Raw genomic sequence first — 12,832 nt, 5'->3', positions numbered from 1 at the left:
TTTTTATGGCAATAGACTATAGTTACAAAGTATAAATAAATTTTTTGATTGGAAAACAAGCCATTTTTACGTTGAAAACAGAAGAGAAACGACTTCGAGGCATAATTATAGTCATTGGAAAACCAACAGAAATAACAAAAGGAAAAGCCAATGAAGCCAGATTCAATAAAATGGAATCTTAACTAATTATATAAATTCGGTGATAAAAATTTAAAAGCTTAATGAGAACGATAGTTCTTATCAATAAATAATTTGTTAAAGGAGTAAGTGATTATGAAAAAATATATTATGTTAATTTTATTGCCAGCGCTTATAGGAACATCTTTATTTTCAGGATGCACTGCAAAGGATAATAGAAATGAAAATGCTGTTCAAGCAGAAGAGATTAATGAACAAAAATCCGTATATCTCATGGCTGGAAAGCTTGCGACAGATAATCAAGTCAATGTAGCTTCAAAAATTTCTGCGAGAGTTTCAGATATATCAGTTAATGTAGGGTCAGTTGTAAATCAAGGTGATACTGTTATTAAATTAGATACTCAGGATTTGCAAGCTCAGGTAGACCAAGCCCAAGCAGCTGTAAATACTGCAAATGCAAATTTAGCTAATGCTATGAACAGTACACGTCCTGAACAAATGGCCCAAGCTCAAGCAACTTTGGACAGTGCTAAAGCAACTTATGATGTTGCTAAAAAGAATTATGATCGTACAAAAGCGTTAACTGGTGTAGGAGCAGCTACAGAGGCGCAGCTTGAAACTGCACAGCAGCAACTTACTTCAGCAGAGTCAGGACAAAAATCAGCTGAAGAACAATTAGAAATGCTAAAAAAAGGCTCTACAGAAACAAGTATAGATGTCTACAAGGCACAAGTAAAGCAAGCGGAAGAAGCATTAAAAACAGCGCAAATAGTATTAAATAATGGAAACATTACAGCGCCTATTTCAGGGAAAGTAACCGTTAAAAATATAAATAAAGGTGAAATAGCATCACCTGGCAGCACTCTTATTTTAATATCTAATCCTGATGCTTTATGTGTGAATGCATATGCACCCTTAAGCATTGTAAAAGATCTGAAAGAAGGACAAGCTGTAACTGTTAAAGTGTCAGGAATAAAGGATTCAGAATTTGATGGAACCATATCAGTAATAAATTCAGAATTAAATTCTCAGAGCAATAATGTTTTAGTAAAAATAACTTTAGTAAATTCAAATTCGCAATTAAAGCCTGGTATGTTTGCCGAAATTGGCGTGAGAAGTTAGGAGAGGATGATAAGAATGCAAGGAAAACGTAAAATAATAATTATTTGTATAGTTATAGCTATGTTAATAACTCTTGGTGGAGTTGGAGTATATTATTGGTATGAAAATGAATATTTTGTCTCAACTGAAGATGCACAGGTAGCTGGAGATTTTATAGATATAACTCCAAAAATTTCAGGAAGTCTTCTTGAATTTAGTGTAAAAGAGGGAGAAACTTTAGTTAAAGATCAAATAGTAGGGCACATGGATGAAAATGGAATAGCTGATGAAAATGTTAATTCTTCCTTACTTAGAGCGCCAATTAATGGGTTAATTATTAAAAAGGAAGCTGAGGAGGGACAATATATTGCAGCTGGAGCTACACTTGCAGTAATGGTTGATCAAGAAAAAATATATATAACTGCAAATATAGAAGAAACCAAGGTGGAAAAATTAAAAGAAGGGCAAAATGTAGATATAAAAATTGATCAATTTGAGGGGAAAGTATTTCAAGGGAAAGTTGAATGTATAGGAAAAGCTTCAAATTCAGCATTTTCACTTCTCCCATCCTCTTCAGGTGGAACTTTCACTAAGGTTGTTCAAAAGGTACCTGTGAAAATTAAGCTTGAGGAGAATAATGAAAATCTTCTACCTGGTACAAATGCAGATATAAAGATACATGTAAAGTAGGTGGGGGCATGGAAAATAAAAAAGAATCTTCAGCTAAATGGCTTATTATGAGCGTTGTAATTATGGCAATTTTTATGGTGAATCTAGATACCAGCATTATTAATATCTCTGTTACTAAAATGATGCAGACCTTTAACGCATCCATAGATCAAATACAATGGGTTGTTAGCGCATATACTCTAACCTTAGGAGTTGTAATTCCATCAACAAGTTATTTTGGAGATAAATTTGGAACTAAAAACGTATTTATTACTGCGTTAATTTTATTTACCTTAGGTTCACTATTGTGCGGGATTTCATGGAATGAAAGTATAATGATAGTTGCAAGAGTAATTCAAGGTATTGGAGGGTCTTGCATAATATCTCTTGGTATGGCAATATTAATGACTACTTTTGATAAAAGTGAACTTGGAATGGCAATAGGGGTAATGGGAATATTCGTAATGGCAGCCCCAGCTTTAGGACCAAGTTTAGGTGGATATATTATTCAAAATTTTAATTGGAGATTTCTTTTCTTTATAAATCTTCCAGTTGGAATAGTTGCTACAATGATGGCAATACTTATATTCAAAAAATCAGAGCATAAATCCTCAAAGAAATTTGACATTATTGGATTTATAACTTCAAGTATCGGAATGTCCTGTGTTCTCTATGTACTTGGGAAAAGTGATTTAGACTGGAACGATATAAAAAATATCGTGCTTATGATTGTTGGATGTTATAGTCTTGTAATCTTTGTTGTGAATGAATTACTCATTGAAGAACCTATGCTTGATTTAAAACTATTAAAGAATTATACCTTTTGCATGAGTAATATTATTATGAACATTGCAATGCTAGCTCTTTATGGTGGTGTGTTTTTGATGCCGATATTTCTTCAACAAATAAGAGGACTTGACTCAATGAATACAGGCTTAATTTTATTTCCAGAAGCAATAGCGACAGCCATATCTATGATTTTATATGGGAAAATTGGCAACAAATTTGACGTTAGATTATTTGCAGTATTTGCATTAATTTTAATAGGCATTAATAGCTATAGTATGTCAAGAATTACGTTGGATACACCTAATATGGAGATAACGATTCTATTATTGATTAGAGGTTTTGGTGTCGGATTTCTCATGGCACCTGTTCAAACAATAGGTTTTAGTGGATTACCAAAGGAAGCAATGTCAAACGCATCTGCTTTAACTAATACAGTAAAACAAGTAGGGACTTCCATAGGTGTTACAATTATAACAAGCGTTATGCAGCATAGAAATGTGATTGATTACTTTAACTTAGCTTCACAAGTGACATCTTTTAATAAAAATAGTATGAAGCTGTATGAAATGCTTCAAGGGATGTTTATTAAAAACGGGATGTCAGCAGACAATGCGCAAGGAATTGCTTTAAGCAAGATGTTTGGAGAAGTTGCACTTCAAGCACAGCTTCAGGCTCTTAATGATACCATGTTTGTAATTTCGATAATTACTGTTATTGTAATTATTCCAACACTATTATTAAAACAAGGTAAACAAGAAGAAACGAAGGTGGTAGTGGTAGAAGGATAAGATATATAATGGTCAGAAATTATGAATGGTGCATTCTAATATTCTGTACCATATTTATTCTTCAGAATATTGCTATAGTAGAATATACATTATAAACCATATTACAATATATATTCTTAATAATATGCACCTAAAATGCCGGCTGAGAGTGATTTTGTATTAGCAATTTGTTAGTTAATAATATAGTAAAAGCATTATTTATTGGAGGAAGTTCTATGGAAAAGTTAAATGAAGAAAATAGTTTATATGAGCAGTTTTTAAAATATTCATATACAGATTTTATGGAACTATTTAATAAAGCAAAAACAAAAGAGGAATGGGATTTTTATGTTGCTTTATCTGAGTTAGTGCTGAGGAGAGAAGAATAAAGAACTGTAGGTAAAAATTAATAGCTGTTTTTAGTATTTTTGATTGGGTAAATAATGCAGGGTATCTCTATATATGAGTCTATTTATTATGAAAGAAATAAATATGAAAAGAGAATAAAGATGTGATGAAACTATTTGATATTGTGATGCTAAGATTATTTATTTATGGGCGTAATCTATCTATATAATAACTCATAGAAAAGAAACAGTCTATATTTTTTTTAATTTATCCATATAATTATTATTGTTGCAACAAATAAATAATTGGATTGGAGAAAAAATATGATAAAGAAGAAAATAGCAAATATCCCTTTTGGACCATTTATTACAGTTTTAGCAGGAGCCATGGTTAATGGAAAACCAAACTATGCCACAATAGGTGCATATGGGGTTGTAAGTGAGAAGCCTGTATTGTATATTTCATTGAAAAATTCACACTATACAACTTCGGGTGTAGTGGAAAATGGATTCTTCAGTGTAAACATACCATCCTCCGAATCTATTTATAAGACTGATCTTTGTGGGTGCGTCTCTGGTAATAAAGAAGATAAATCGAATGTATTTGATTCTTTTTATGATGATGGAGGAAATGCACCAATGATAAAAGAATGTCCTGTAAATTATCTTTGTAAAGTAATACAGACAATTCCTATATTTGATTTTACTATGTTTATTGGGGAAATTGTTGCAGTATATGCGAATGAAGACTGTCTAGAAAATGGAACACCAAATGCCCTTGAGGTTAAACCAACAATTATGATGTATCCAGGGTACTATAATTTAAAGGATAAAGTTGGTACAATATTTAAAACATATAGATAAATAAATTTAAAATTTATGAAAAGAAATCAAGGTAGATATAAGGAATGTAATAAAATATTGTAGTATAGTAAGGATAAGCTATTTTGAAGATTAAGGTAGTTTATCCTTATACTATTTTGGGAAGAGGTAGAAAGAAGAACACAAAAGATATTATGTCTATAATGTGAACTTCATGAGACTAGATAAAAAATACTTAAATTTCAAATAGGGTTTAGGATGATGAAGGGTGAACCGTATCATAAATAAATGATAAACTTACTGAATTTGAATGCTAAATATATTTATTTTTAAGTATTATTTATAACGGTCTTAATATAACGCTAAGTAAATTTTTAAAGATTAATTATTTCTCTATTTAAGCCTGTCCAAAGTCTATTCAAAAGAATACCGTTGTAATCTTGATTATATTCCCAAAACATTGCTCCACCAAGTCCTTTTAAGTTTATATATTCAGTTTTATAGCTTATTGATAGTTCATCCTCATAAGTTATAAATGAGCTATTATTTTTCAAGTAAGCGGCTTTAGCCTGATTGTCCCAATATCTAGTCCAACCATTTTTATTTATATAGTCATTAACAAGGTCTCCATATGAAAGATATTTGGTATCATAACGTCCAAAGAACGGAATGCCTAGGTTAATTTGAGCGCTAGGAACGCCTGCGTTTATGAGTATGTTTACGGATTTATCACAACTTAGTCCTGACCCATAAGCAGAAGATGTAGGACAAAGATTAGCATTGTAAGTATTATGACCAAAATCATAGGTCATTAAATTTATATAATCACATATGTTTACTATTTTATTCAATTCTGTGTTATCAACATAGAATTGGCCCGCTCCAGCGGCTATACTAAGTATTTTACTGTTGCCTATCTTATCACGGATTGTTTGAAGTAAAAGGGTAAAATTTTGTTTATCCTGTGGACGGCATTTAATTAAGTTACAAGCACCACTCACAGGATATTCCCAATCAATGTCTATTCCATCTAATTGATATGTTTTGACCATATCCAAACAGCTATTTGCAAAGATATTTCGCGAGAATTCTGAATAGGCTGCATCGGAGAAGCCTTCAGCACCCCATCCACCAACTGAAAGAATAACCTTTAAATTAGGATTGCTAGATTTAAATGATACTAGCCTTAATAAATCTTGATTATTTGAAACTGAAACCTCACCATTTATAATGTCTCCAAAAGCATAATTAACATGGGTTAACTCCGATACATTCATAGTGCTTGGAGTTCCATACGTATATCCTACTACTTTATATTTAGTGAAACTTTGAAAATACATTGAAGATATTTTTTTTATATTCATGACTCTCTCCTAATTTTAATAAAATGATTTGATTAATAAGTTATATTTGTAAAGTATTAAATTATAATCTGATTCAACTTACTTCAAATATATGCATTTAAGTTTCCACACTTTCCAATTAAGTCTAAATATATTAGCTCTTAACTAATTTAAGCATTTGCAAAATTAGAAGATTCATTAATTACAATGTTTACTTTTCTTTAATCCTGAGATAATATTTAAATAAATTTTTTTATTGCTGGATTATTATCTGTTTTCCTCCAAGCTGCAATTACATCAAATGAATAATTACTTCCTTTATAATAATGATATTAAAAATAAAGAATTATAAGTTGTTAGAACTTAAATAAAATAGGTACTACATTAATGCATAGTAAACAAATTGTATTAAAATTATAATTTAGATATATATTATAATAATGAATAAAAGGAATACTTAGAGCAATAAGAGCTTTGAGTATTCCCTTTTCTATTTTGAGGAGGTAATAAAATGATAAATTTGTATAAAAAAGAACAACTAGAAACACTAAAAACGAAATACTCAAAAGAAATGTTAAAAGAGGCAGAAGAAATAATTATACTATTAGATGAAAGCTATTCCCAAAATAGAGAACTAGAAGACATGGGAGGGTATATTGCAATATTGGAATCAAAAGAAGATGTTGCAGAAATAAAAGTTAATAGTATAAAAGGACTACTTCCAGAATATACAGATATTATAAAGAGTGATGATGGTATTGATTACTATTCATCACTTTTTCTATTATCCGACGACTATTCCATTGTAGTATTTTCAACTAAGGAGCTTCACGAAATTCTAATAGAAAAGGAGTTGTAATTGAAATGGCAAAGCAAACTGAAACTAAAATAATAAAGGAAACAAGCTATTGTAAAATCTACAATAAAGTAAGCATAGAAGATGATGAATATAATAGTTGTATTGAAAGAATATGTGTAAAAAGCAAAAATAGAGAAGAGATAAGGTTTGCACTATACAGAAGTAACGACAGATATATTCCTAGGAGTCTTGACCTTAGTGAGATACAGCTATTGGAGCTTATTAATCCTGCAATAAAAGAGAAAGTATTCTCAGATGAATTCATTGATATGTTGAAATAAGAATTTAGTAATAACCAAAAATCCTAATTGCTAAATTAATAGTGATTAGGATTTTCTTATAGATTTGGGTGAAATCTATAAGAGTATTTTACTATAAAAATAGGCTTAGATGTAATAAAAATTTCAAAGATAGGATGATTAAAAATGTTTAATAAAGAAAATAGGCATGTAAGCAGAGGAGTAAATTCAGTAATTGACATAAGATTGCAATTAATCATGTGGAATTTAATTGATGAGTTAAAGCAGAAAATAGAAGTAGACTATTTGCGAATCTTTAGAATATCAAAAGAGGATAATAAGAAAATAATAATCGAGCATGAGCAGGAAGTACTAAAATATAAAGAAAAGTATTCTATAGAACTTTCAGATATTGAAATTACTGGTGTTATAAAGATATATGTAATTGACAGCATAGATTATGCAACTATTATTTTGGCAGAAGGATATTAATATAAATGGATAAGGATTTAGTAAATGGAATAACATTTGAAATTTACGAGAAAAAAGAATTGGAACAATGAGAGTAGATTGGAATGTTAGCAATGACAGCATATGCAATCAATGGAATCCAACAAAGCTTCTATTGGAGATTAAAACAGCCTCGAAAATTGACCTAGGGAAACTACAGAAGGAGCTAAACTTTGTTGAATTTGACCTTCTTTCGAGCTTTCAGAGAGTAGAAAAATACTGTAGTGGTACAGGCTATGACAAAGAGAAACTTTTAAGTATTTCATCAGATTCTTATAATTACGGAATTACTAAGGGGATGTAACGTTGTAAGTTATTCCCCTATTTTATTAACATATAATCATTCCACCAATTTAGACAATTTATTAATGTGTTTATGCAATATCTTCATATTTACGAAAGCAAATACAATCCCTATCGTTACCCAAATAGTAATTTCAATAACAGAGTACCCCAAGATATTTTGGGCAAGTTTTAAAATATACCAGCATGGAATAACTGTCAGCCATGCTGTTATTTCACCGGGAACATAATGACGGTAGGACAATGGTAATAATATAATATGGAATAAAATTAGATGCACGATATTTGCCACGAGCAAACCGTACCACAAACCATAAAATTCAGTAATATTGCCAATCATAGTAGCTATAAGCCATAAAATCAATTCTTCAAATACACCTATTGCGAATCCAGCTGTATTTTTTGTGCCTCCAAAGGGTGTTATAGGCAGGCGGACATATTGTTTTAAATTCTTTTTGCACCAGTGCTTTGCCATAATAATTTCTTCCATATCGTGTACAATAAATAATAACGGAAACAACCATATAAACCATTTTAATTCATTCATTTTTCATTCCTCCTTGTATACTATTTATTTTAATCATCTACTTCAATGTTTCAAACATCAGTATTTAAATGTTTATATAATTAAACTACGAAAATCGTATAAAGTGTTGTTTATCTATATAAACTGCTTTAAAATAATGGTATGGGGGAATTACAGATGAATCAAAATGATTTGCGTGTTATAAAGACAAAAAAATATATCGAAGAATCTTTTATTTATTTACTAGGACAAAAGGATTTTAACAAAATAACAGTGCAAGATATATTGGACAGGGCTTTGATTAACCGCTCTACATTCTATAAGCATTACACAGATAAATATCAGCTGGCAGAAACTCTTTGCAATAGGATTTTTAACTTACTAATAACTGGTGTAAAAAATCGATTTGAATGTACTAATTTAGAAGATGCTCTCATACTTATAAAGCCTTTATATAATATATTATCTGTTAAACGTGAAGAAATTTTAGCTCTTTATACCATTAATACAGATACGATTCATTTATATGATGATATGTCTGGTTTTTTAAAAAGAAGTTTTTATGACCAGTATAAAGCAAAGAATACAAAGTCTTCTGACATATTAGATTATTTGTCAGAGTTATATGCATCACTTGTGATGACTTCAATTAAGTGGTGCCTGCAAAATGATGGATATGAAGAATTGACTAGTAATACTCAGATTTTTTTTAAATTGGCAGAAGTGTTTGACTATCCATGCCAATAATAATATCGTAATTGTGCTTATTAAATAGTTATCACTTGCTACTGATACGGTGAACCATATCATAAATGACGTAGACTTTTACTAAATTTGTATGAAATATATTGACAAGGTAATTAAGAAGAGTATAATGATTACAAATGCAATGAAGAGGAAAGTAACTTTAAGAATACTTATACAGAGAGTTTCCATTGGTGAGAGGAAGCAAAGGATATTAAAGTGAAAATGGCCTTGGAGCGGTGTACCGAGATTTTTATTATAAAAATTAAGGCTGCAACGGATTCACCCGTTATAGTGATAGAGTATAATCATATGATATATGACGTACTTGATGAGGTGCATATTGTAAGGTATGCATGAAATAGGATGGTAACACGAAGTTTAGCTCTCGTTCCTAAGATTAATTTCTTAGGACGGGAGCTTTTTTATATTTAAGTTTTATTATAAATAGGAGGATTTAGAAGATGAATATTTTTATTGGAGGGGCTTGGCCATACGCTAATGGTTCATTACATATTGGCCATATAGCTGCATTATTACCAGGAGATGTATTAGCAAGATATTATAGGGTGAAGGGAGATAATGTATTATATGTTTCAGGGAGTGATTGTCATGGAACTCCTATATCAATAAGAGCAAAGAAAGAAGGTATATCGCCAAAGGATATAGCCGATAAATATCATGCAGAATTTAAAAAGTGTTTTGAAAGGTTAAATTTTTCATATGATTATTATGGTAGAACAGATGATGAATTTCATAAGAAGGATGTACAAGAAGCTATAGTCTTACTATACAATAAAGGATTAATTTATGAAAAGGAAGTAGAGCAAATATACTGTCAACATTGTAATCAGTTTTTACCAGATAGATATGTTGAAGGAGTGTGTCCAAAATGTAATTCAATTGCAAGAGGAGACCAATGTGATAATTGTGGCACTTTACTAGAGCCATTAGAACTTTCAGAAAGAAAATGTAAGTTGTGCAACAATACACCAATAGTAAAGAATACAAAACAGTTATACTTCGCTTTATCTAAGTTTCAAAACACTATTAAAGAAAACCTAGATAAAACTCAAAGTAATTGGAGAGTTAATGCAGTAAATAATACAGAAAGATACCTAAATGAAGGGTTATGTGATAGGGCTATATCAAGAGACTTATCATTAGGAATAGATATACCCATACAACAATTTAGAGATAAAAAGGTTTATGTATGGATAGATGCTGTATTAGGATATTTTACAATGAGTAAAAAATGGGCATTAGAAAATAAAAAATCCTATAAAGAGTTTTGGGAAGAAAATGCTACTTCATATTATGTACATGGTAAAGATAATATACCATTTCACTCCATAATTTTACCAGCATTAATAAAGGGCATAGGATATAATAAGTTACCAGATAGGATAATATCCAGTGAATATTTAACATTGGAGGGTAAAAAAATATCAACAAGTAATAGCTGGGCCGTATGGGTGCCAGATATAATAGAATGTTACAACCCAGATGCGTTAAGATATTTTTTCTTAATTAATGCACCAGAAAAAAGAGATACCGATTTTTCTTGGAGAGAATTTGTGAATAGCAATAATGGTGAATTATTGGGGGCATATGGCAATTTAGTTAATAGAACTTTAGTTTTTGCTAAAAAATATTTTAATAGTAAAATTCCTAATGGAGAAGTAGCTATTAATATAAAAGAAGAAATAAGTAGTTTATATAATGTTATAGGAAATCATATTGAACAAGGAAACTTAAAAGTTGCACTTGAGAAAGTTTTTGAATTTATAAGAAGTATCAATAAATATTTTGATGAAAATGCACCATGGATTACAGTAAAAGATAATTTGGAGGTTTGTGGTAATACAATATATAATTGTATTTATTCAATAGCAAATTTAGCAAACTTATTATCACCTTTTTTGCCAGAATCTTCAGGGAAGATAAAAGCATGGTTAGGTATTAGTGGGGATAGATGGGAAACTGTTGAGCCGAGGTATGGTGTTTCAATAGAGGAAGTTACAATATTATTTGAAAGACTTGATAAGAAGATAATAGAAGAAGAGAAAAATAGGTTGGTGAACTGTAAAAATTAAATATATATTATAATAAGGATATATATATAATCTTTAAATTTACAAAAAATGACTCTTACCATAGTAGTAAGAGTCATTTTTAATTGTATTGTGAATACCACCTTCATTTTACGGGTGGTCCTGATTCTTTATTATGCCCATATTTCATAAATAGCTTCTGCTTCTTTTATTCCTTGATTAAATCCAGCCTTTGCAGATGCTGGAGTATGAGTTGGGTCATAAGGATTTTTTCCTATTGCTAAAATACTATCTTTATTAGGTACAATAAGGGAAACAGATGAGCTTTTTTGCATTTCAGCAACATCTTCTTCAACGCTTGGAACTAGACCATGCTTTTGGGGCATAGGCGATAAAACTACAACTTTATCATAAGAAGCTGCTAAATGTGCATTTGTAGTTGAAACCATTCCTCCATCAATCCAATCTATTCCATTAAAGTTCACTAATGGCCAGAGTCCTGGAACTGCACCACTTGCAGTTACTGCATTTATTAGAGCTGTTCCTGAATCTTTATCAAGTACATGGAGATTTCCAGTTTCTGAATTTATTGCAGTGACCTTTAACTTTGAAGGCCAGATACTTGTGGTAAGTCTTGATTTAACTGCTAATTTACGTTCTTCTACTGATGTCTTTGGAGGATATTTTTTTGCAATATCTCCAAATATCCTTCCTATTTCTTTTTTATTATCTTTACCATCTTGAAACGCTTGAAGCCATAACATCATAAGCTCAGAGCTAACAGATGCATTCACTTCAGATGTATTTGGGATGAGTTGAGACTCATAAAATTTTTTCATATCGTAGTCACTTCCTAATGCGGATCCAACAAACGAACCAGCAGAAGTTCCAATTATAACATCTGCGTCTGCTAAAGCAATTCCTTCTTGTAGTAAGGCTGCAATTATACCAGTCTCCCAAGCAATTCCAGTTACTCCGCCGCCACCTAATACTACAGCTCGTGTTTTTTTATTAATGTTTTGCATGATAATACTCTCCATTTCTTTATTGTATTAACTAGTAAAGGGTTTAGATATAGTATAAACTATGAAGTAAGGTTTAGAGTCAAGAGGAATTAGTGAGGTGTTTTATGAAAATAAATGAAGTGTCAAAAAAAACCGGGTTGTCTATATCTACTATTAGATTTTATGAAAAGGAAGGCTTGATTCCCGAAAAATATATTAGTAGGGAAACAAATAATTATAGGAATTATTCTGTAGATATAATTGAGTATCTATTAATGATAAAAACAGTTCATTCTGTGGGCTTTTCTTTAAGAGAGATCAAAGAGATAGAAAAAAGTAATGAAAATACATTTTCAATTGATACAAAGATTGAACTCTTACAAAAGAAGATAAAGGAAGTAGAAGAACAAAAAGAAAATTTAAATAAAACGGAAATTAGATTAAAAAAGATGTTGAAAAACAAATTGAATTTAAAATTCAGATTAACTGAAGGGTTTATCAATAAAGATAAAAATTAGTTTTGATAGTTTCTCGAAAAGCTGATAACGCTGTAGATTTGCTACGTTCTATTTCTATTTTATTAAACAGTTAACAGTATTATGATAAGAAGTATTTCT

Annotated in this window: 15 protein-coding genes and 1 other annotated feature; of the genes, 12 read left to right on the top strand and 3 right to left on the bottom strand. The window is 30.4% G+C overall.

Going from position 1 to position 12,832, the window contains the following annotated elements:
* The first annotated feature begins 273 nt into the window (after window positions 1–273).
* The 5 genes from L3B98_RS13540 (at window position 274) to L3B98_RS13520 (ending at window position 4,675) form a co-directional block, all read left to right on the top strand.
* Window positions 274–1,260, top strand: a complete 987-nt coding sequence (locus L3B98_RS13540) for an efflux RND transporter periplasmic adaptor subunit (RefSeq protein ID WP_238917095.1) — start codon at window positions 274–276, stop codon at window positions 1,258–1,260.
* A gap of 15 nt (window positions 1,261–1,275) precedes the next feature.
* Entirely contained in the window at window positions 1,276–1,929 is a 654-nt protein-coding gene (locus tag L3B98_RS13535; protein ID WP_238917148.1) for an HlyD family efflux transporter periplasmic adaptor subunit, read from the top strand.
* A gap of 8 nt (window positions 1,930–1,937) precedes the next feature.
* A complete protein-coding gene (locus L3B98_RS13530) occupies window positions 1,938–3,485 on the top strand; it encodes a DHA2 family efflux MFS transporter permease subunit (protein WP_238917094.1) in 1,548 nt (515 codons plus the stop codon).
* A 215-nt stretch (window positions 3,486–3,700) separates the two neighbouring features.
* The gene (locus tag L3B98_RS13525) at window positions 3,701–3,853 is read left to right on the top strand and encodes a hypothetical protein (RefSeq protein WP_238917093.1); all 153 of its coding nucleotides are present in this window, start codon (window positions 3,701–3,703) and stop codon (window positions 3,851–3,853) included.
* 282 nt (window positions 3,854–4,135) lie between these two features.
* Complete coding sequence (locus L3B98_RS13520) at window positions 4,136–4,675, top strand: flavin reductase family protein (RefSeq protein ID WP_015391926.1); 540 nt, start codon at window positions 4,136–4,138, stop codon at window positions 4,673–4,675.
* A gap of 332 nt (window positions 4,676–5,007) precedes the next feature.
* Here L3B98_RS13520 and L3B98_RS13515 read toward each other — a convergent pair whose 3' ends face one another.
* On the bottom strand, window positions 5,008–5,997 hold the full coding sequence (locus L3B98_RS13515; protein WP_238917091.1) for a glycoside hydrolase family 18 protein: 990 nt from the start codon (window positions 5,995–5,997) through the stop codon (window positions 5,008–5,010).
* Between the two features lie 490 nt (window positions 5,998–6,487).
* On the opposite strand from L3B98_RS13515, the gene L3B98_RS13510 reads away from it, so the two are divergent.
* The 4 genes from L3B98_RS13510 to L3B98_RS13495 all read left to right on the top strand — a co-directional run bounded on the left by L3B98_RS13510 (window position 6,488) and on the right by L3B98_RS13495 (window position 7,888).
* Window positions 6,488–6,835, top strand: coding sequence for a hypothetical protein (locus tag L3B98_RS13510; RefSeq protein ID WP_238917090.1), 348 nt, complete (start codon window positions 6,488–6,490; stop codon window positions 6,833–6,835).
* Window positions 6,836–6,840: 5 nt separating this feature from the next.
* A complete protein-coding gene (locus tag L3B98_RS13505; protein WP_238917088.1) occupies window positions 6,841–7,116 on the top strand; it encodes a hypothetical protein in 276 nt (91 codons plus the stop codon).
* Window positions 7,117–7,260: 144 nt separating this feature from the next.
* Entirely contained in the window at window positions 7,261–7,566 is a 306-nt protein-coding gene (locus L3B98_RS13500) for a DUF960 family protein (RefSeq protein WP_238917087.1), read from the top strand.
* 67 nt (window positions 7,567–7,633) lie between these two features.
* On the top strand, window positions 7,634–7,888 hold the full coding sequence (locus L3B98_RS13495; RefSeq protein ID WP_238917085.1) for a hypothetical protein: 255 nt from the start codon (window positions 7,634–7,636) through the stop codon (window positions 7,886–7,888).
* A gap of 36 nt (window positions 7,889–7,924) precedes the next feature.
* On the opposite strand, the gene L3B98_RS13490 is transcribed toward L3B98_RS13495, so the two are convergent.
* Window positions 7,925–8,434: an HXXEE domain-containing protein gene (locus L3B98_RS13490; RefSeq protein ID WP_238917084.1), complete on the bottom strand. Its 510-nt coding sequence runs from the start codon at window positions 8,432–8,434 to the stop codon at window positions 7,925–7,927.
* A 156-nt stretch (window positions 8,435–8,590) separates the two neighbouring features.
* On the opposite strand from L3B98_RS13490, the gene L3B98_RS13485 reads away from it, so the two are divergent.
* Together L3B98_RS13485 and metG are read left to right on the top strand one after the other, a co-directional pair.
* A complete protein-coding gene (locus L3B98_RS13485) occupies window positions 8,591–9,160 on the top strand; it encodes a TetR family transcriptional regulator (RefSeq protein ID WP_238917083.1) in 570 nt (189 codons plus the stop codon).
* Between the two features lie 133 nt (window positions 9,161–9,293).
* Window positions 9,294–9,556, top strand: a binding site (T-box leader).
* Window positions 9,557–9,621: 65 nt separating this feature from the next.
* The gene (gene metG / locus L3B98_RS13480; protein ID WP_238917081.1) at window positions 9,622–11,253 is read left to right on the top strand and encodes a methionine--tRNA ligase; all 1,632 of its coding nucleotides are present in this window, start codon (window positions 9,622–9,624) and stop codon (window positions 11,251–11,253) included.
* A gap of 131 nt (window positions 11,254–11,384) precedes the next feature.
* Here metG and L3B98_RS13475 read toward each other — a convergent pair whose 3' ends face one another.
* On the bottom strand, window positions 11,385–12,236 hold the full coding sequence (locus tag L3B98_RS13475) for a patatin-like phospholipase family protein (protein ID WP_238917080.1): 852 nt from the start codon (window positions 12,234–12,236) through the stop codon (window positions 11,385–11,387).
* Window positions 12,237–12,340: 104 nt separating this feature from the next.
* Between L3B98_RS13475 and L3B98_RS13470 the strand changes: the two genes are divergently transcribed.
* Window positions 12,341–12,733 carry a MerR family transcriptional regulator gene (locus L3B98_RS13470; RefSeq protein ID WP_238917078.1) on the top strand — a complete coding sequence of 131 codons (393 nt, stop codon included), beginning with the start codon at window positions 12,341–12,343 and terminating at the stop codon, window positions 12,731–12,733.
* The last annotated feature ends 99 nt before the right edge of the window (window positions 12,734–12,832 follow it).

This window comes from Clostridium sp. YIM B02555 (assembly GCF_022320955.1).
Classification (GTDB): Bacteria; Bacillota; Clostridia; order Clostridiales; family Clostridiaceae; genus Clostridium; species Clostridium saccharoperbutylacetonicum.
The sequence above is the reverse complement of the archived record's forward strand: the minus strand, read 5'-3'. Positions and strand labels throughout refer to the sequence as shown.

What these genes read in the sequence shown, in the direction of transcription:
- L3B98_RS13540 (WP_238917095.1), top strand. Translation starts at nt 274, where the DNA reads ATGAAAAAATATATTATGTTAATTTTATTGCCAGCGCTTATAGGAACA.
- L3B98_RS13535 (WP_238917148.1), top strand. Translation starts at nt 1,276, where the DNA reads ATGCAAGGAAAACGTAAAATAATAATTATTTGTATAGTTATAGCTATG.
- L3B98_RS13530 (WP_238917094.1), top strand. Translation starts at nt 1,938, where the DNA reads ATGGAAAATAAAAAAGAATCTTCAGCTAAATGGCTTATTATGAGCGTT.
- L3B98_RS13525 (WP_238917093.1), top strand. Translation starts at nt 3,701, where the DNA reads ATGGAAAAGTTAAATGAAGAAAATAGTTTATATGAGCAGTTTTTAAAA.
- L3B98_RS13520 (WP_015391926.1), top strand. Translation starts at nt 4,136, where the DNA reads ATGATAAAGAAGAAAATAGCAAATATCCCTTTTGGACCATTTATTACA.
- L3B98_RS13515 (WP_238917091.1), bottom strand. Translation starts at nt 5,997, where the DNA reads ATGAATATAAAAAAAATATCTTCAATGTATTTTCAAAGTTTCACTAAA.
- L3B98_RS13510 (WP_238917090.1), top strand. Translation starts at nt 6,488, where the DNA reads ATGATAAATTTGTATAAAAAAGAACAACTAGAAACACTAAAAACGAAA.
- L3B98_RS13505 (WP_238917088.1), top strand. Translation starts at nt 6,841, where the DNA reads ATGGCAAAGCAAACTGAAACTAAAATAATAAAGGAAACAAGCTATTGT.
- L3B98_RS13500 (WP_238917087.1), top strand. Translation starts at nt 7,261, where the DNA reads ATGTTTAATAAAGAAAATAGGCATGTAAGCAGAGGAGTAAATTCAGTA.
- L3B98_RS13495 (WP_238917085.1), top strand. Translation starts at nt 7,634, where the DNA reads ATGAGAGTAGATTGGAATGTTAGCAATGACAGCATATGCAATCAATGG.
- L3B98_RS13490 (WP_238917084.1), bottom strand. Translation starts at nt 8,434, where the DNA reads ATGAATGAATTAAAATGGTTTATATGGTTGTTTCCGTTATTATTTATT.
- L3B98_RS13485 (WP_238917083.1), top strand. Translation starts at nt 8,591, where the DNA reads ATGAATCAAAATGATTTGCGTGTTATAAAGACAAAAAAATATATCGAA.
- metG (WP_238917081.1), top strand. Translation starts at nt 9,622, where the DNA reads ATGAATATTTTTATTGGAGGGGCTTGGCCATACGCTAATGGTTCATTA.
- L3B98_RS13475 (WP_238917080.1), bottom strand. Translation starts at nt 12,236, where the DNA reads ATGCAAAACATTAATAAAAAAACACGAGCTGTAGTATTAGGTGGCGGC.
- L3B98_RS13470 (WP_238917078.1), top strand. Translation starts at nt 12,341, where the DNA reads ATGAAAATAAATGAAGTGTCAAAAAAAACCGGGTTGTCTATATCTACT.